Origin of the sequence: Streptomyces sp. NBC_00370, assembly GCF_036084755.1 — a bacterium.
Taxonomy (GTDB): domain Bacteria; phylum Actinomycetota; class Actinomycetes; order Streptomycetales; family Streptomycetaceae; genus Streptomyces.
Genome location: NZ_CP107968.1, coordinates 3,738,910 through 3,755,698 on the forward strand (window position 1 = coordinate 3,738,910; position 16,789 = coordinate 3,755,698).

Sequence of the window (16,789 nt, forward strand, 5' to 3'; positions counted from 1 at the left end):
GGGCACGGCGGCGGGCAACTGATAGAGGAGTATTCCGGACATAAGACAACGCGCGCCTTCGGCTGTCAACAGCACACAGCGACACGCCCCGCGCCCCACGCGCCCCACGCACCCCACCCGCACCTGCGGAATTGGCCGGATGCGTCTCATCCGACGGACACAGTTGTCCGGCGTCGCACGCGAGGGACTACGCTCCGGCCGTGGCCGATATCCAGATTCCTGCTGACATCAAGCCCGCCGACGGCCGTTTCGGCGCTGGCCCCTCCAAGGTAAGGACGGAGGCGGTGGACGCACTGGCCGCCACCGGCACGTCACTGCTCGGCACGTCCCATCGCCAGGCCCCGGTCAAGAACCTGGTCGGCGCGGTACGTGACGGCGTACGCGACCTCTTCCAGCTCCCCGAGGGCTACGAGGTGATCCTGGGCAACGGCGGCTCGACCGCGTTCTGGGACGTCGCGACGCACGGACTGATCGACAACAAGTCCCAGCACCTGTCGTTCGGCGAGTTCTCCTCCAAGTTCGCGAAGGCGTCCAAGCTCGCCCCGTGGCTGGCCGAGCCGACCATCATCACCGCCGACCCCGGCTCGCACCCGGACTCGAAGGCGGAGGCGGGTGTCGACGTCTACGCGCTCACCCACAACGAGACCTCCACCGGTGTCGCGGCGCCCGTCAAGCGCGTCGCCGGCGCCGACGCCGGATCGCTGGTCCTGGTCGACGCGACGTCCGGCGCGGGCGGGCTGCCCGTGGACATCTCCGAGACCGATGTCTACTACTTCGCGCCGCAGAAGTCCTTCGCCTCCGACGGCGGCCTGTGGATCGGTGTCTTCTCCCCGGCCGCCCTGGAGCGCGCCGCGCGCGTGCACGCCTCCGGCCGGCACGTACCGGAGTTCTTCTCGCTGCCGACGGCGATCGACAACTCGCTGAAGAACCAGACGTACAACACCCCCGCGCTCGCCACCCTGTTCCTGCTCAACGAGCAGCTGAACTGGCTGAACTCGCAGGGCGGCCTCGACTGGTCCGTACGCCGTACGGCCACGTCGTCGCGCACGCTGTACGGCTGGGCCGAGGCGTCCAAGTACGCCACCCCGTTCGTCGTCGACCCGGCCAAGCGCTCGCAGGTCATCGGCACGATCGACTTCGACGACGAGATCGACGCGTCGGCGGTCGCCAAGGCACTGCGCGCCAACGGCATCGTGGACACCGAGCCGTACCGCAAGCTGGGCCGCAACCAGCTGCGCGTGGCGATGTTCCCGGCGATCGACCCGGCGGACGTCGAGGCGCTGACGGCGTGCGTCGACTACGTGATCGAGCACCTCTGACCGCAGTGGCGCGGCGTGGGCCCTGGCTCAACTGTGCGACCTAGCATGGCGCAATGAGCGATTTCAACGAGCCGATCATTGCCGAGTTCAGGGCCAACGCCGGTCATGTGGGCGGTCACTTCGAGGGCAAGAACATGCTCCTGCTGCACACGGCCGGCAGGCGCACCGGGCTGCCGAGGGTGAACCCGCTGGTCTACACGACGGACGCGGGCAGCTTCCTGGTCGGCGGCTCGAACGGCGGCGCGGAGAAGGACCCGCAGTGGGTGGCGAACGTCGAGGCGATGGCCGAGACGACCATCGAGGTCGGCGACCGCACGCTGAGGGCGAAGCCGACCGTCCTGCGGGAGGGGCCCGAGCGGGAGCGGCTGTACGCGGTGATGGTGGCGTACTGGCCGGACTTCCGGCAGTACGAGACGCGTACGGAGCGGACGTTCCCGGTGATCAAGCTGGACATGATCGAGTGAGCGGGCCCACTGCCCGCTCCTCTGGACTGCTCCGTCCGGCTACTCCGTCCGGCTACTCCGTCCGGCTACTCCTTCCGGCTGCTCCGTCCGGCTACTCCTTCCGACGCAGCCGCCTGAAGCCGAAGAACAGCGCGGCCACGCCGGCGAGGACGACGGCACCGAGCGTCGTCCTGCTGTCGGAGGAGTCGTCGGCGCCGGTGCTGCCGGCGCCGGTGCCTGACGGTGAACCACCGCCCGCAGGTGAGGACTTGCCGCCCGTCCCGGGCTCCTCCCGCTCCGGCTTCTCCTTCTTGGCGACGTCCACCCGCCGCACCCCGCTGTCCTCGCCCTCCGAGCCGAACATCAGGGCGCTGCCGTCAGCGGTGAACGTCACCGACTCCGCCTGCGCCTGGAACGGCGCGCTCACCGAGTGCTCCTCCCCCAGCCTCCCGTTCTTCCAGTCGTAGCTGCGGGCGCTGAAGTACGAGCGCAGCACGAGCTGTTGGCCGTCCGGGGAGAACGCGCCGTCCGTCACCCACGGCACGTCGCCGATCCGCCGGAAGACGTTCGTGCGCGACGTGGTGAGCCGCGTGGGACCGGCGTAGAGCCCGCCGCCGTCCTCGTTCTTCGACGCGATGTACACCCGGCCGGACTTGGGGTCGACCATCATCGACTCGGCGTTGCGGGGGCCGTCGGCGTACTTGACGGTGAACTGCGTCGCGCGCACCGTCTCGTTCCTGAGCTGCTTGGGCTCGGGGAAGCGGTAGATCCAGACGTGGTCCCACTTACCGCCGAGGTTGTCGCCGATGTCACCCACGTAGATGTCGCCGTCGGGGCCGATGGAGATGGCCTCGACGTCGCGGGGCGAGCCGATCCCCTTCATGGTGACCGTGGCGACGGTCTCGCCGGTCCGGGAGTCGACGGCGTAGACGTACGGCCCGTCGTTGCTGTCGTTGTGCGTCCAGTAGATACCGCGGTGGATACGGCTCGCCGCCAGCCCGCTGGATTCGGTGATCCGCGGGTCCTTGATCGTGAAGCTCTGGTCCGGCGAACCGTCGTCGGCCGAGGCCGTGGGGGCCGGCGCGAGCGTCACAGCGGCCCCCGCAGCCAGTAAGACGGCGGCGCAGAACCCGGAAAGACGCAGGCCAAGATGGCGCGGAAGCGGACGCATACCCCCCAGCCTGCCATCCCGCGCCGCCTGCGGGGATGATGATCCGATGCGTTTCATGTTCGTCGGTGACTCCATGACCATCGGACGCGCCGGCGACTTCACCTGGCGCTACCGGATGTGGCAGCACCTGGAGGCGTCGCTCGGCGCCCCGTACCGAGTGGTCGGCCCGTCGACCGGCCTGTACGACGCGGCGGCCGACGCGCCCGTCTCGTACGACTACGCCGCCCCGGACTTCCCCGTGGAGGCCCGTGGCCATCTCGCCGCGTGGGGCGAGGGCTGGTGCCACCTGGCGCCCCGGATACGCGCGGCGGTGGCGGCGCAGCGGGCGGACGTGCTGCTGGTCTCGCTGGGCCTGATCGACCTCGGCTTCTACACGGACAGCGACAGCGCGGCGCTGAACGCGCGGACGTTCGTCGCGGAGGCGCGTGCGGCCAATCCGCGGATCAGGATGGTCCTGCTGCCGGTGATACCGAACGTCAGGGCCGTGACGGACGCGGCCTTCGCCGCCGAGGTCGAGCGCTTCAACGAGCTGCTGGCGAAGGCGGTCGCCAACCTGGACGAGCCGACGTCGCCGCTGCTCCTGGCGTCGCACCCGCCCACGTACGACCTGGCCGATGACACGTACGACGGCACGCACCCGGCGCCGTCCGGCGAACACAAACTGGCGGCGGCCTTCGCGGACGCGATGCACGAGGCGTGGGGCCTGGGCGGCCGCTACCGCTACGAGCCGGCCGCGGCCGTGAGCTGAGGATCGGCGGGGGCGCGGGTCAGCCGGTTGGCGAAGGTGGACAGCGTGTAGGTACCGACGCCGAGGACGACTTCGAGGGCGTTCTGCCGCGTGAAGCCGTGGTCGAGGAAGGCGACGAGGGTGGCGTCGTCGACACCGCCGGCGGTGTCGAGGACGGCGAGGGTGAACTGCCGGACGGCATCGAGACGTTGATCGGTCACGTCCGCCCCCGTACGGAGCGCGGATATCAACGCGTCGTCGGCACCGAGGGCACGGAGCCGGGCGGTGTGCATGAGGACGCAGACGTGACAGTCGTTGCGCGCGGCGACCGTCATCACGACGACCTCGCGCGCGAGGGGGTCGAGGGTGGTGGCGTCGAAGAGCGCGGTCAGCTTCTGGAACCCGTCGAGCAGCTGCGGCGAGGTGGCGAGGCGGGCGACGGCGGAGGGGAGGTAGCCGAGGTGGCGGGTGGTGGCTTCCATGGCGCGGCGGGAGGCGGGGGGAGCGGTTTCGGGGGTGTGGTCGACGAACACGGTGGCGCTCCTAGAATGGACAACATGGTTGACGGAAAAACAGTAAATGAGGTTGTCGATTTTGTCGAGGCCGAGGATGTCTGAACGCGACGCCGGGTCGGCCGAGGGCCGCCGTGACACTCCCGGCTACGAACTCCCCCTGCTCCTGTTCGCGGGGTTCCGCTCCCTGATCGACCGCACGCACGCCGAACTGGCCCGCCAGGGCCACCCGGACATGCGCCCGGCCCACGGCTTCGCGATGCAGGCCATCGGCCTGGACGGCGCGACGGCGGTAACGGTCGGCCGCCGCCTGGGCGTCTCCAAACAGGCGGCGGGCAAGACGATCGACCGCCTGGAGTCCCTGGGCTACGCGGAACGCACCACAGACCCCACGGACGCCCGCCGCAAACTGGTCCACCTGACCCCCCACGGCCTGGACGCCCTGTCCCGCTCGGCCGCGATCTTCGACGAGCTGAGAGCGGACTGGTCCACAAGACTGGGCCCAAGCCGTCTACGAGAACTGGAAGCAGACCTGCGAACGCTGACCCCTGAGTCCACCTTCCCCCTGGACGCGGCGGGCTGGCTGGAGGCGTAAGCCCGACGTCCAAGCTTGTTCTCACGGTCCGAACGCCTCAGGCGTGCGTGACGCGGACCCGCTCGGATGCTGCGTAGTGTTGTGGCCATGGCCAAGGGGATGCGGCAGTGGCCCAAGGGGGATCTGGACAGCGGTGTTGAGGACGCGACGCTGCTCATCCTGGAATGGCTGGGCGAGCAGGGTGTAGGTGCCATGATCCGGGTCGACGCGGAACGCCTGCGTGACGGTCAGCCGGCATGGACCTTCGCAGCCTCTGGTGGACCCCTGGACGGCGGGATGAGGGCTGATGGAGCCTCGGCGGCCGAATGCATGGGCCGGGCATTGCTCAGACTGCGGGAAGCCGGGCTGGTCGTTCCCTTCTGAAGCCGCGTCCAGCATCTGAGCTGGTCGCGTTCGGCGACGCTTTGGGGCGCCGGGTGGTCGCGCCGACGTCGTAGCGGGTACGGACACCGGGAACGGGGCGGGCCCGGAAGCCAGCCGACCGGAGTGCTACACGGGGGCGCCGGGCTCGTGGTGACGGGTGCTTGGCCGACTGGCGGGTGCCACGCGGCAGTTGCGTGGGGGGACTCGGGTCGGCTCGGCGTCCGCCCCGGCCGGGGAGCGGTTGGGACTCATGCCCCGCTGGTCACCCGGGTTGGTGTGTGCGGGTCAGGGCGCATGAGCCGGGAGCTGTGCGAGCGCCGAGATTAGCTGCCCGTGGGGCCGCCCCTGATCTTTGAGTGTCGCGGCTCCGGTCCGGGCGTCAAGGGCGCTCCTGCGTCGCGTCGGCTTCGCCGATGACCTGCGGTCACCCTTGACCCCCGAACCTCCACCGCAAGTGCTTCTTTGAGGGGGGGCGGCCGGGGGGGCTCCACGGGGGAGCTGGGCTCGTGGTGACTGCGGCTTGGCCGACTGCGGGTGCCACGCGGCAGTTGCATGGGGGGACTCGGGTCGGCTCGGCGTCCACCCCCACCGGGTAGTAGCTGAGACTCATGCCCCGCTGGTCACCGTGGGTGGGGGGAGTGCGGGTGCGGGCGCATGGGCCGGGAGCTGTGTGGGCCGGAGGGATTTGCCGCCCGTGGGGCCGCCCCTGGGGTTTGAGTGTCGCGGTTGCGGCCCGGGCGTCAAGGGCGCTCCTGCGTCGCGTCGGCTTCGCCGATGACCTGCGGTCACCCTTGACTCCCGAACCTCCACCGCAAGTGCACTTTTTTGGGGGGGGGCGGCCGGGGTACCACGGGCAGGCTGGGTTCGTGGTGGCGGGTGCTTGGCCGACTGGCGGGTGCCGCGCGGCAGTTGTATGGGGGGACTCGGGTCGGCTCGGCGTCCACCCCCACCGGGTAGTGGCTGAGACTCATGCCCCGCTGGTCACTGGGAGTGGGTGAGGGGCGGGGCAACGGGCCGGTGGGTGGGGTGGGTGTGACTGGGGTGACGGGGGGCGGCCCCGTGGGACGAGCGTCGGGAGCCTTTTGCGTCCCGTGTTGCGTTAGACGCGCCACGGGGCACACCAGGCCGGTCTGAGCCCCCGGCGGTGCGTCGGGTGTGACTGGAGTGACGAGGGATGACCCGTGGGACGGCCGTCGGACGCCTTATGCGTGAGTGGTTGCGTTAGGTGCGCCACGGGGCGCATCAGGGTCCAATTCCGGTCCGGGGTTGGGACGAGTGTGACTCGTGAGACGGGAGTGGGGGGTACGTTCCGCCAGCCAGACGAGGCGGATGCCCGGCGGCCCTGAGGCCCGGTCTCGGACGGCACGAGTGGGACATCAGCGCCCAACCGGGGCGCCGAAGGGACAGTCTGTGCACTCACCGACCCAACGGGGCCCACCGACGGCTCACTTCCGCCCCACCAGTCACACCCACCCCACCGCCGGACCTCCCACCGGCCTGATGCGCCCTACCGCGCGCCCAACGCAACACCCCACGCATAAGACGCCGGATCGACACCCCAGGGCCACCCCCCATCACTCCCGTCACACCCGACGCACCGCCAGAGGCTCGCACCGGCCTGATGTGTCCCAAGGCGCACCCAACGCAACCACCCACGCAAAAGGCGCCCGATCGACACCCCAGAGGCACCCTCCGTCACCCCAGTCACACCCGACGCACCGCCGGGGGCTAGCACCAGCCTGATGTGTCCCATGGCGCACCCAACGCAACCACCCACACAAAAGGCGCCCCATCACCGTCTCAGTAGCCACTCATCGTCACTCCAGTCACACCCGTTCCACCTACCGGGCCCCTTGCCCGGCCCAACTACCCCCACCAGGGCGCCCTCCCGCCCATCACCCACCCCCAGTGACCAGCAGGGCATGAGTCTCAGCCGATACCCGGCCTGAGTGGACGCCGAGCCGAGCCGAGTCCCCCCATACAACTGCCGCGCGGCACCCGCCAGTCGGCCAAGCACCCGCCACCACGAACCCAGCTCCCCCGTGGAGCCCCCCGGCCGCCCCCCCCAGCCTTCCCTTGCGGTGGAGGGCCGGGGGTCAAGGGTGGAGCGAAGCGCAATCGGCGCAGCCGACGCGACGTAGGAGCGCCCTTGACGCCCGGACCGCAACCGCGACACTCAAACCTCAGGGGCGGCCCTCCGACCAGCTAACTCCCCGGCCCGCACAGCCCCCGGCCCATGCCGCCCTGACCCGCACCCACCCCACCCCCAGCGACCAGCGGGGCATGGGTCTCACCGCTACCCGGTGGGGGTGGACGCTTAGCCGGGCCGAGTCCCCCCATGCAACTGCCGCGTGGCACCCGCACCCGGGCAAGCACCCGCCACCACTCCCGGGCCTCCCCCGTGGAGCCCCCCCCCGGCCGCCCCCCCAGCCTTCCCTTGCGGTGGAGGGCCGGGCGTCAAGGGTGGAGCGCAGCGCAATCGGCGAAGCCGACGCGACGCAGGAGCGCCCTTGACGCCCGGACCGGAGCCGCGACACTCAACAGAAAGGGGCGGCCCCACAGCCGCACCCAACTCCCGGCCCGCACGCCCCCGGCCCATGCCCCGTCAGTCCTCCTCCGTCGGAAAACCCTCGCCGCAGTTCTCGCACCTCGTCGGGTGGCGTTCTTCCGACAGGCGGCCGCAGGCCGGGCAGACCTTGTTCAGCATGCAGGCCGGTTCGCCGCCCTCGTCCTGGCGATCCCGGAGCGGGGCCGCCGGCGGGCCTTGGGCCCCGTCCCCCGCAACCGCCCCCGTCACGCGGCACCCGCAACCGCACCCGCCGTCACGTCACCCCCGTCGTAGCGGCTCCTCGCCTCGTCCACCTGCTCGAAGTGCGTCTCCGCCCAGTCCTTGATCGCGGACAGCAGCCCCCGCAAACTCCGCCCCAGCGGCGTCAGTTCGTAGTCGACCCGCACCGGGACCGACGGGGTTACCTCGCGGGTGACCAGGCCGTCGCGTTCCAGGGAGCGGAGGGACTGCGTGAGCATCTTCTGGCTGACCCCCGGGATCCGCCGGCCCAAGTCGCTGTAGCGCATCGCGCCCTCGCTCTCGCCCAGCGCCGTCACGATCAAGCTGACCCACTTGTCGCTTATCGCGCCGAGCAACTGGTGTGTGGGGCACTCCTTCAGGAACGCGTCGTAGGCGCGGCGCGCCTCGTCGCGGCGGGCTGCTGCCGTCTTGGTCGGCATGTCTTACCTCCGGGTACCGAACGCACCTTGCCGTACGTACTTACCAACGGACTGTAGCTCTCTTTAAGTTCGTACCTGAAGGGTTCGTACGTCAACGGACCGCCTCCCAATCCTTGTTCAGGAGTTCCGCCATGCGCGCTGTCGTCATCAAGTCCTTCGGTGGCCCCGAGGTCCTGGAGGTCGTCGAGACCCCGCTCCCCGAGCCCGGACCCGGCCAGGTGCGGGTCAAGGTGGCCGCCGCCGCCCTCAACCCCGTGGACGCCGCGTTCCGGGACGGGTACATCGCGCCGCTCACGGACGGGCAGTTGGGCCTCGGCTGGGACTTCGCCGGGACCGTCGACGCGGCGGGCGAGGGCGCCGGGTTCACGCCTGGCGCCGCGGTCGTCGGGCTGTCGTACGGGCCCGCGGCGACGAAGTCCCACGCCGACCACGTCGTCGTGGACGCGTCCGCCGTCGCACCGGCGCCCACCACCGTCGACACCGTCCACGCGGCCACGCTCGCGCTCAACGCGCTCACCGCCGCGCAGGCACTCGACCTGCTCGCCCTGAGCCCCGGGGACTCGCTACTGATCACGGGCGCCGCCGGGGCGCTCGGCGGGTTCGCCGTGCAGCTCGCGCACCGCGCCGGAATCACCGTCACCGCCCTCGCAGGGCCGGACGACGAGCAGCTCGTACGGTCGCTGGGCGCCGACACCTTCGTACCGCGCGGCGCGACCGTCGCACCGGCCGCCGCGGACGCCGTACTCGACGCGGCGGTGATGGGCGAGCCGGCGCTGGCGTACGTACGGGACGGCGGCGCGCACGTGGGTGTCATCCCCGGCGCCTCTCCCGCCCCCGTGCGGTCCGTGCGGGTCGAGACCGTGGAGGTCAGCCCCGACGGCGCCCGTCTCGCCGAGCTGGTGAAGCTGCTGGACGCGGGGGTGCTGACGACGCGCGTCGCCGGGACGTACCCGCTCGCCGATGTGGCGAAGGCGCACACCCGGCTGGCGGAGGGCGGGGTACGGGGCCGGCTCGTCCTCATCCCCTGACCCGAGATGCCCTGGCCCAAGGAGCCCTGACCCGAGATGCCCTGGCCCAAGGAGCCCTGGCCCGAGATGCCCTGGCCCGTACAACAGTCAGCAGACAAATAGAATGTGACAGCGCTGTTGCATCTGTAGGGTCGGGGCGATCCCGCCCCGACCCCAGGAGCAACACCATGCCGCAGGAAGCCACCCTCTATCCCCCCGTCGAGCCCTACGACCACGGCATGCTCGACGTCGGCGACGGCAACCTCGTCTTCTGGGAGGCCTGCGGCAACCCGCACGGCAAGCCCGCCCTCGTCGTCCACGGCGGTCCCGGGTCCGGGTGCAGGCCCGGCACCCGGCAGTGGTTCGACCCCGAGCGCTACCGCGTCGTCCTGTTCGACCAGCGCAACTGCGGGCGCTCCACCCCGCACGCGAGCGACCCCGCCGCCGACATGGCGCACAACACCACCGACGACCTCATCGCCGACATGGAGCGGCTGCGGGTCCATCTCGGCGTCGAGAGCTGGCTGTTGTACGGCTACTCCTGGGGCTCGACGCTGATCCTCGCGTACGCGGAGCGCCACCCGGAGCGGGTGTCGGAGATCGTCATCGCGTCCGTCACGATGACCCGCCGCTCGGACGTCGACTGGCTGTACCGGGGCGTCGGCGCGAACTTCCCCGACGAGTGGGCGCGCTTCCGCGACGCCGTCCCCGACCGCGTGCGCGCGCAGGTCGGCGGCGACCTGAACGAACCTCTCGCGCTGCCCGCCGCCTACTCGCTCCTGATGGAGAGCCCCGACGCCGCCGTGCGGGAGCAGGCCGCGCGCGACTGGTGCGCGTGGGAGGACGCGGTCCTGTCCGAGGAGCCGAACGGTTCGGCCCATCCGTACGGCGACCGTCCGGCCGCCGACCGGCTGGCTCTCGTCCGGATCTGCGCGCACTACTTCTCGCACGGCGCCTGGCTGGAGGAGGGCGCGCTGCTGCGCGACGCCGGCCGGCTGGCCGGGATCCCCGCCGTGCTGGTGCACGGCCGGTTCGACCTCGGCACCCGGCCCGAGGTGCCCGTCGATCTGGCGGCGGCCTGGCCGGACGCGCGGCTGGTGATCGTCGAGGACGCGGGACACAAGGGGAGCGCGACCGAGCGGCGCGAGGTGCTGGCCGCCCTGGACGGCTTCGCGAAGTAGCGACGGGCGGGGCGGGACCGGCGAGAGCCGCAAGCCTCCGCACCACCCCGGACGGGGGCTTGCTTCGAGTGCACTCGAAGACGTTGGCTGGTGAGTCATGAAGTACACGCAGCTCGGACGCACCGGACTCAAGGTCAGCCGACTCGTCCTCGGGACGATGAACTTCGGGCCTCTCACCAACGAGGCCGACAGTCACGCCATCATGGACGCCGCGCTCGACGCCGGTATCAACTTCTTCGACACCGCCAACGTCTACGGCTGGGGCGAGAACAAGGGCCGCACCGAAGAGATCATCGGCACCTGGTTCGCCAAGGGCGGTGACCGGCGCGACAAGGTCGTCCTCGGCACCAAGGTCAACGGGAACATGGCCGGCGGGGACGGCCCGCCGTGGCCGAACCACGACAAGCTCTCCGCCTTCAACATCCGTCGTGCCGTCGACGCCAGCCTCAAGCGGCTGCAGACGGACCACATCGACATCTACCAGTTCCACCACATCGACCGCGCCACCCCGGTCGAGGAGATCTGGCAGGCGATCGACACCCTGATCGCCCAGGGCAAGATCCTCTACGCGGGCTCGTCCAACTTCCCCGGCTGGAAGATCGCCCAGACCAACGAGAACGCGCGCCGCGTCGGCTCGTACGGCCTGGTCAGCGAGCAGTGCCTGTACAACCTGGCCGAGCGCCGCGCCGAGATGGAGATCATCCCGGCCGCGCAGGAGTACGGCCTCGGTGTCATCCCGTGGTCGCCGCTCCAGGGCGGCCTGCTGGGCGGTGCGATCCGCAAGGAGCGCGACGGCAGCGGTGCGGGCGGCCGCACGGCCGGCCGGCTGACGGACTCGTCGCTCAGGTCGCAGATCCAGTCGTACGAGGACCTGCTCGACAAGCACGGCATCGACCCGGGCGAGGCGGCGCTGGCCTGGCTGCTCACCCGCCCCGGCGTGACGGGCCCGATCTCCGGCCCGCGGACGCTGGAGCAGCTGGAGTCCGCCGTGCGCGCGGTGGACCTGGAGCTGTCGGACGAGGTACTGGCCTCGCTCGAAGAGATCTTCCCGGGCCCGGGCCCCTCGCCGGAGGCCTTCGCCTGGTAGGACGGTAAGGCGGTAGGAGCCCGCAACGGGCTCGCGTGCTGACGCCGCTACGGCGGCGTCAGCCGACCGCCGCCGCGATGGCGACGACAAGCAACATCAGCACAAGCACACCGGCCATGATCCGGTTCCGCGTTTTGGGATCCACGCTCCGAGGTTAGCCACTACCCGCCGCAGCCCCGCCGCTGGGGCGCCCGTAACCGAACACCCGCGCCTATCGTTGTACTGCGCGGTTGTCGTACGGATGCGGCAACGGGGAGGAGCGCCACGATGACCGTCGTAGAGACCGACAGGATCGACATGGCCGACGAGAGCGACGAGCTGACTCTGGACACGATGTTCGAGACGCTCGAAAAGATGCCCGTCCCCCAGGGATACAAGGTCGAGATCGTCCAGGGGAACATCTTCATGGCGCCACAGCGCCAGACTCATTGGCAGATCATCCTGAGTGTCGTCAACCAGTTGCAGGCCAAGTACCCACCGAACCGCCTCGCCTCCGACGTGCGGATCGACTTCCCCGGCCTGCTCAACGGCTTCGCCTGCGACGTCGCCGCCATGGCCGAGAGTGCGACCCCTGACGTGAACGGCCGCTGGCGCTACCAGGACGTCGAGTTCGTCGTCGAGGTGATCTCCAAGCGGACCGCGGCCAACGACTTCGGCCCGAAGAAGGACGCGTACGCCGAGGCGGCCGTTCCGGTGTACCTGGTCGCCAACCCGTACACCGGCAGGTGCCATCTCTACACGGAGCCCAAGAAGGGCGAGTACACCGTGGACCGGATCGTCGCGTTCGGCGAGGACATCGATCTCACGAACACGAAGGTGGGACTGACCCTCAAGACGGACGACTTCCCCCGCGACTGACGCGCCCGCCGATCGCCGCAGTGACGACGACGGCCCCGCCCGGACGTGCCGGGCGGGGCCGTTGTCGTACGTGCGCGCCGAGAGAGACGTGACGGGCTCACGCCGCCGTCGCCAGCTCCCCCCGTGGGACGAACTCCACGTGCGGACGGCCGTCACGTAGGCCCACCTTGAGCCGTACGCCGACCACGCGTGCCATCACCAGTCCGATGACCGCCGCCGCTATCAGGGAGACCGCGCCGCCGGCGGCGAACGCGATGCGGGCGCCGAAGGTGTCGGACACCCAGCCCAGCAGCGGGCCGCCGACGGGGGTACCGCCGACGAAGACCATCATGTAGAGGCTCATCACCCGGCCGCGCATGGCCGGTTCAGCGGCCATCTGGACGCGGGTGTTGGTGGTGATGTTGGTCGTCATGCCCAGCACGCCGATCGGCACCAGCAGCAGCGAGAACAGCCACACGGTGGGCGACAGGGAGACCAGGACCTCCAGCAGCCCGAAGCCCATCGCCGCGATGATCAGCAGCCGCAGCTTCGTGGCGCGGCGGCGGGCCGCGAGCAGGGCTCCGGCCAGGGAGCCGGCCGCCATCAGGATGTTGAAGAAGGCGTACATCCCGGCGCCGCCGTGGTAGACGTCGTTGGCGAAGGCCGTCAGCCAGATCGGGAAGTTGAAGCCGAACGTGCCGATGAAGCCGACAAGGACGATCGGCCCGATCAGGTCGGGCCGCCCCTTCACGTAGCGCAGCCCTTCTCTCAGCTGCCCCTTGCCGCGCGCGACGCGGTGGGCCTTGTGCAGCTCGCTCTGACGCATCAGCAGCAGGCCGGTGAGCGGGGCGAGGAACGACAGGCCGTTCAGCAGGAACGAGTAGCCGCTGCCGATCGAGGTGATGAGGACACCGGCGACGGCGGGGCCGATCAGCCGGGCGGTCTGGAAGTTGGCCGAGTTGAGGCTGACGGCGTTACGCAGCTGGTCGGGGCCGACCATCTCCGAGACGAAGGACTGCCGGCTCGGGTTGTCGACGACCGTGACCATGCCGACCATGAAGGCGATCAGGTACACGTGCCAGACCTGGATGTGTCCGGAGAGCGTCAGTACGGCGAGGACGAGGCCGCACAGGCCCATCAGTCCCTGGCTGACAATCAGGATGCGCCGCTTGGGATAGCGGTCGGCGATGACACCGCCGTAGAGGCCGAAGAGAAGCATCGGCAGGAACTGCAGCGCGGTGGTGATACCCACGGCCGCCGAGGAGCCGGTCAGGCTCAGGACCAGCCAGTCCTGCGTGACCCTGGACATCCAGGTGCCGATGTTGGAGACGACGGCGCCCGTCGCGAAGAGGCGGTAGTTGCGGATCCTCAGCGACGAGAACGTTCCGCCGCCGGTCTTGCTGTCGAGGGTGGAATTCGGTGCGGGGGCGGAGTCTGCTCCGGATCCCGTACTCAAAGTGGGTTCGCCTCCAATACGGCGCGCGGATTTCAGCGTTTACAGATGCGCGAGCTTCTCCAGCACGGGGGCGGCAGCGCGCAGCTTCGCCCACTCGTCCTCGTCCAGGCCCTCGGCGAGCGTGGTCAGCCAGACGTTGCGCTTGCGGCGGCTCTGTTCGAGCATCGCCTCTGCCTCTTCGGTCTGGCTGACGACCTTCTGCCGGCGGTCGTCGGGATGCGGCTCCAGCCTGACGAGCCCCTTCGCTTCCAGCAGCGCGACGATCCGGGTCATCGAGGGCGGCTGGACGTGTTCCTTGCGGGCCAGTTCGCCGGGTGTGGCAGAGCCGCACCGGGCAAGGGTGCCGAGCACCGAGATCTCGGTGGGACTCAGCGACTCGTCCACGTGTTGATGCTTCAGACGCCGGCCCAGCCGCATGACGGCGGAGCGGATGGCGTTCACGGCGGCGTCATTCTCGTCGCCGTGGGTCAGGTCAGGCATGTATTTAGCGTAACTCATTACCCATGCTAAATACTACCGGCGCGCACGGGGCGCAGCGGTGGTCTGGCACACACGGATCGGGGGCCATTTACCCCCACATCACTCGTACGAGTGAGACTGCGGCGGAAAGCGACACGCCGGGCCCGGCCCGCCCCTGACCCTGGTCCGCATGGGATCGACAGTGCTCAGTCTGCGGATCGACGGTGAGCTGCTCGACCGGCTCCGGCGCCATGCCGCCATAAGGGGGATGAGCGTCCAGGACTACGTCGTCCAGGCGCTCGTCCGGGACGATTTCGACGAACGGTTCAAGGTGGCCGTCGACGAGACGGAGAAGTTCTACGGCTCGACGGCCTAGCGCCGGGCGCCTGGCCGGGCGCCGGTCCAGGGTCGGTCCGGCGCGCGCCTTACGTCAGGCCCAGCGCCGGCATCAGGTAGTAGAAGACGAACACCGCCGACACCACGTACATCGGCACCGGTACGTCCCTGCCGCGCCCGACGGCCAGCCGCAGGACGCAGAAGGTGATGAAGCCGACGCCGATACCGTTGGTGATCGAGTACGTGAACGGCATCAGCACCATGGCCAGGAAGGCCGGCACGGCGATGGTGAAGTCGCCCCAGTCGATGTCCCTGACCGATCCGGCGAGGATCAGGAAGCCGACGGCGATCAGCGCGGGGGTGGCCGCCTGGGAGGGAACCATCGTCGCGAGCGGGGTGAGGAACAGCGCGAGCCCGAACAGCGCCCCGGTGACGACGGACGCCAGACCGGTCCTGGCCCCCTCACCGACACCGGCCGTCGACTCCACGAAGCAGGTGCCGGCGGACGCCGACGTCGAGCCGCCGGCCGCGACCGCGATGCCGTCGATGAACAGGACCTTGTTCATGCCCGGCAGCCGGCCCTTGTCGTCCATGAGCTTGGCCTCGTCGCCGACGCCGAGGATCGTGCCCATGGCGTCGAAGAAGCAGGACAGCAGCACGGTGAAGACGAAGAGGACCCCGGTCAGGATGCCGACCTTGTGGAAGCCGCCGAAGAGACTGAAGTGACCGAAGAGGCCGAAGTCCGGGGCGGCGACCGGGTTGCCCGGCCACTTGGGGGTGGTCAGCCCCCAGTTGGGCTGCTTCGAGACGACGGCGTTGATGATCAGCGCGAGGACCGTCATGGCGATGATGGAGATCAGGATCGCGCCCGGCACCTTGCGGACGATCAGCGCGAGGGTGAGCAGCACCCCGAGCACGAAGACCAGCACCGGCCAGCCGTTCAGATGCCCGTCGCCGCCGAGCTGGAGCGGCACCGTGGTCTGGGCGACGTCCGGGATGCGGGAGACGAAACCGGAGTCGACCAGGCCGATCAGCATGATGAAGAGGCCGATACCGATGGCGATGCCCTTGCGCAGCCCGGTCGGCACGGCGTTCATGACGCGCTCCCGCAGCCCGGTCGCGACCAGCAGCATCACCACGACACCGGCGAGTACGACCATGCCCATCGCGTCGGGCCAGCTCATCCTCGGGGCGAGCTGGAGGGCGACGACGGAGTTCACGCCGAGCCCGGCGGCCAGCGCGATCGGCACGTTGCCGATGACGCCCATCAGGAGGGTGGAGAAGGCGGCGGTCAGCACCGTGGCGGTGGCCAGCTGGCCGCTGTCCAGGTGGTGCCCGTACATGTCCTTCGCGCTGCCGAGGATGATCGGGTTCAGCACGATGATGTAGGCCATCGCGAAGAAGGTGGCGAAGCCGCCGCGCACCTCGCGGGCGACCGAGGAGCCGCGCTCCGAGATCCTGAAGTAGCGGTCGAGGGGCGGCATGCGGAACCTCAGTCGTCGTGGGGGAAGGAGTGGAGAAGTAGCCGTGGGGACGTACAAGAAACAGCAAGATCGGGCCAGATTGGCCGAAAACCGTTTCAGTATGAATAGATCAAGCGCAGATTGCTATCTCCGCGCGTAGACAGCGCAGTGGCCCCGAACAGAACCGCCCCGGTCGGCCCCGTCCCGCCCGGCCATAGACTGACGGCCATGACCAGTTCTTCGGCGGGAACGCCCCGGCGCGAGGCGCCCGAGCCCCTTGAGGGGCCGATCGTCGGCACCGTCACCGGCGGCACGATCATCTGGTTCGTCCTGTTCCTCGTGCAGCTCCCGTTCTACGGCTGGTACTCCGACCACGGGCACGCCTGGTGGATCTGGACCTGCCTGGCCGGCGGCGGGCTCGGCCTCATCGGCATCTGGTACGTACGGGGCAGGGACGCGGCGATCAAGCGCGCCGAGGCCGCCGCCGAGGCCGGAACCGGACCCGACCCCCGATCCGACAGCGGCCCGGGAGCCGAACCGCCCCGGTAGCCGGCCACCGGCACGGCCCGACGCGCCCGCCCCGGCCTGTCCGGCGCGTGACCGCG

17 protein-coding genes are annotated in these 16,789 nt (G+C 70.1%); 11 read left to right on the forward strand and 6 right to left on the reverse strand.

Annotated features, from left to right (window positions below; translation table 11 throughout):
• The first annotated feature begins 200 nt into the window (after nt 1–200).
• Nucleotides 201–1,319 carry a phosphoserine transaminase gene (gene serC / locus OHS57_RS16595; RefSeq protein ID WP_328582459.1) on the forward strand — a complete coding sequence of 373 codons (1,119 nt, stop codon included), beginning with the start codon at nt 201–203 and terminating at the stop codon, nt 1,317–1,319.
• Nucleotides 1,320–1,372: 53 nt separating this feature from the next.
• Entirely contained in the window at nt 1,373–1,783 is a 411-nt protein-coding gene (locus OHS57_RS16600) for a nitroreductase/quinone reductase family protein (protein WP_041988461.1), read from the forward strand.
• A 91-nt stretch (nt 1,784–1,874) separates the two neighbouring features.
• Here OHS57_RS16600 and OHS57_RS16605 read toward each other — a convergent pair whose 3' ends face one another.
• Complete coding sequence (locus OHS57_RS16605) at nt 1,875–2,933, reverse strand: hypothetical protein (RefSeq protein ID WP_041988459.1); 1,059 nt, start codon at nt 2,931–2,933, stop codon at nt 1,875–1,877.
• 46 nt (nt 2,934–2,979) lie between these two features.
• Between OHS57_RS16605 and OHS57_RS16610 the strand changes: the two genes are divergently transcribed.
• On the forward strand, nt 2,980–3,681 hold the full coding sequence (locus tag OHS57_RS16610; protein WP_328582460.1) for a GDSL-type esterase/lipase family protein: 702 nt from the start codon (nt 2,980–2,982) through the stop codon (nt 3,679–3,681).
• On the opposite strand, the gene OHS57_RS16615 is transcribed toward OHS57_RS16610, so the two are convergent.
• On the reverse strand, nt 3,654–4,142 hold the full coding sequence (locus tag OHS57_RS16615; RefSeq protein ID WP_328585083.1) for a carboxymuconolactone decarboxylase family protein: 489 nt from the start codon (nt 4,140–4,142) through the stop codon (nt 3,654–3,656). The genes OHS57_RS16610 and OHS57_RS16615 overlap by 28 nt on opposite strands.
• Before the next feature lie 127 nt (nt 4,143–4,269).
• On the opposite strand from OHS57_RS16615, the gene OHS57_RS16620 reads away from it, so the two are divergent.
• Both OHS57_RS16620 and OHS57_RS16625 read left to right on the forward strand, forming a co-directional pair.
• Complete coding sequence (locus OHS57_RS16620; RefSeq protein ID WP_041988456.1) at nt 4,270–4,767, forward strand: MarR family winged helix-turn-helix transcriptional regulator; 498 nt, start codon at nt 4,270–4,272, stop codon at nt 4,765–4,767.
• 87 nt (nt 4,768–4,854) lie between these two features.
• Nucleotides 4,855–5,130 (forward strand): hypothetical protein, encoded by a 276-nt coding sequence (locus tag OHS57_RS16625; protein ID WP_328582461.1) that lies wholly within the window; start codon nt 4,855–4,857, stop codon nt 5,128–5,130.
• Nucleotides 5,131–7,923: 2,793 nt separating this feature from the next.
• Here the strand turns inward: OHS57_RS16625 and OHS57_RS16630 are convergent.
• A complete protein-coding gene (locus OHS57_RS16630; RefSeq protein WP_328582462.1) occupies nt 7,924–8,358 on the reverse strand; it encodes a winged helix-turn-helix transcriptional regulator in 435 nt (144 codons plus the stop codon).
• 131 nt (nt 8,359–8,489) lie between these two features.
• On the opposite strand from OHS57_RS16630, the gene OHS57_RS16635 reads away from it, so the two are divergent.
• The 4 genes from OHS57_RS16635 to OHS57_RS16650 all read left to right on the forward strand — a co-directional run bounded on the left by OHS57_RS16635 (nt 8,490) and on the right by OHS57_RS16650 (nt 12,491).
• Nucleotides 8,490–9,386 carry an NADP-dependent oxidoreductase gene (locus OHS57_RS16635; RefSeq protein ID WP_328582463.1) on the forward strand — a complete coding sequence of 299 codons (897 nt, stop codon included), beginning with the start codon at nt 8,490–8,492 and terminating at the stop codon, nt 9,384–9,386.
• Nucleotides 9,387–9,553: 167 nt separating this feature from the next.
• Nucleotides 9,554–10,546 (forward strand): prolyl aminopeptidase, encoded by a 993-nt coding sequence (gene pip, locus OHS57_RS16640; RefSeq protein WP_328582464.1) that lies wholly within the window; start codon nt 9,554–9,556, stop codon nt 10,544–10,546.
• A 97-nt stretch (nt 10,547–10,643) separates the two neighbouring features.
• The gene (locus tag OHS57_RS16645; RefSeq protein ID WP_041988449.1) at nt 10,644–11,633 is read left to right on the forward strand and encodes an aldo/keto reductase; all 990 of its coding nucleotides are present in this window, start codon (nt 10,644–10,646) and stop codon (nt 11,631–11,633) included.
• Between the two features lie 267 nt (nt 11,634–11,900).
• Nucleotides 11,901–12,491 (forward strand): Uma2 family endonuclease, encoded by a 591-nt coding sequence (locus OHS57_RS16650; RefSeq protein ID WP_328582465.1) that lies wholly within the window; start codon nt 11,901–11,903, stop codon nt 12,489–12,491.
• Nucleotides 12,492–12,588: 97 nt separating this feature from the next.
• On the opposite strand, the gene OHS57_RS16655 is transcribed toward OHS57_RS16650, so the two are convergent.
• Nucleotides 12,589–13,926, reverse strand: a complete 1,338-nt coding sequence (locus tag OHS57_RS16655; protein ID WP_041988444.1) for an MFS transporter — start codon at nt 13,924–13,926, stop codon at nt 12,589–12,591.
• Between the two features lie 39 nt (nt 13,927–13,965).
• Nucleotides 13,966–14,406 (reverse strand): MarR family winged helix-turn-helix transcriptional regulator, encoded by a 441-nt coding sequence (locus OHS57_RS16660; protein WP_041988442.1) that lies wholly within the window; start codon nt 14,404–14,406, stop codon nt 13,966–13,968.
• Between the two features lie 169 nt (nt 14,407–14,575).
• On the opposite strand from OHS57_RS16660, the gene OHS57_RS16665 reads away from it, so the two are divergent.
• Nucleotides 14,576–14,761: a hypothetical protein gene (locus OHS57_RS16665; protein WP_041995956.1), complete on the forward strand. Its 186-nt coding sequence runs from the start codon at nt 14,576–14,578 to the stop codon at nt 14,759–14,761.
• Nucleotides 14,762–14,810: 49 nt separating this feature from the next.
• Here OHS57_RS16665 and OHS57_RS16670 read toward each other — a convergent pair whose 3' ends face one another.
• Nucleotides 14,811–16,205, reverse strand: a complete 1,395-nt coding sequence (locus OHS57_RS16670; protein ID WP_041988439.1) for an NCS2 family permease — start codon at nt 16,203–16,205, stop codon at nt 14,811–14,813.
• A 207-nt stretch (nt 16,206–16,412) separates the two neighbouring features.
• Between OHS57_RS16670 and OHS57_RS16675 the strand changes: the two genes are divergently transcribed.
• Nucleotides 16,413–16,733: a DUF2530 domain-containing protein gene (locus OHS57_RS16675; RefSeq protein ID WP_041988437.1), complete on the forward strand. Its 321-nt coding sequence runs from the start codon at nt 16,413–16,415 to the stop codon at nt 16,731–16,733.
• Nucleotides 16,734–16,789 lie beyond the last annotated feature (56 nt).

Bases quoted from the DNA above. Each gene is read 5' to 3' on its own strand.
- OHS57_RS16600 (WP_041988461.1), top strand. From the start codon at position 1,373: ATGAGCGATTTCAACGAGCCGATCATTGCCGAGTTCAGGGCCAACGCC.
- OHS57_RS16605 (WP_041988459.1), bottom strand. From the start codon at position 2,933: ATGCGTCCGCTTCCGCGCCATCTTGGCCTGCGTCTTTCCGGGTTCTGC.
- OHS57_RS16610 (WP_328582460.1), top strand. From the start codon at position 2,980: ATGCGTTTCATGTTCGTCGGTGACTCCATGACCATCGGACGCGCCGGC.
- OHS57_RS16615 (WP_328585083.1), bottom strand. From the start codon at position 4,142: ATGGAAGCCACCACCCGCCACCTCGGCTACCTCCCCTCCGCCGTCGCC.
- OHS57_RS16620 (WP_041988456.1), top strand. From the start codon at position 4,270: ATGTCTGAACGCGACGCCGGGTCGGCCGAGGGCCGCCGTGACACTCCC.
- OHS57_RS16625 (WP_328582461.1), top strand. From the start codon at position 4,855: ATGGCCAAGGGGATGCGGCAGTGGCCCAAGGGGGATCTGGACAGCGGT.
- OHS57_RS16630 (WP_328582462.1), bottom strand. From the start codon at position 8,358: ATGCCGACCAAGACGGCAGCAGCCCGCCGCGACGAGGCGCGCCGCGCC.
- OHS57_RS16635 (WP_328582463.1), top strand. From the start codon at position 8,490: ATGCGCGCTGTCGTCATCAAGTCCTTCGGTGGCCCCGAGGTCCTGGAG.
- pip (WP_328582464.1), top strand. From the start codon at position 9,554: ATGCCGCAGGAAGCCACCCTCTATCCCCCCGTCGAGCCCTACGACCAC.
- OHS57_RS16645 (WP_041988449.1), top strand. From the start codon at position 10,644: ATGAAGTACACGCAGCTCGGACGCACCGGACTCAAGGTCAGCCGACTC.
- OHS57_RS16650 (WP_328582465.1), top strand. From the start codon at position 11,901: ATGACCGTCGTAGAGACCGACAGGATCGACATGGCCGACGAGAGCGAC.
- OHS57_RS16660 (WP_041988442.1), bottom strand. From the start codon at position 14,406: ATGCCTGACCTGACCCACGGCGACGAGAATGACGCCGCCGTGAACGCC.
- OHS57_RS16665 (WP_041995956.1), top strand. From the start codon at position 14,576: ATGGGATCGACAGTGCTCAGTCTGCGGATCGACGGTGAGCTGCTCGAC.
- OHS57_RS16670 (WP_041988439.1), bottom strand. From the start codon at position 16,205: ATGCCGCCCCTCGACCGCTACTTCAGGATCTCGGAGCGCGGCTCCTCG.
- OHS57_RS16675 (WP_041988437.1), top strand. From the start codon at position 16,413: ATGACCAGTTCTTCGGCGGGAACGCCCCGGCGCGAGGCGCCCGAGCCC.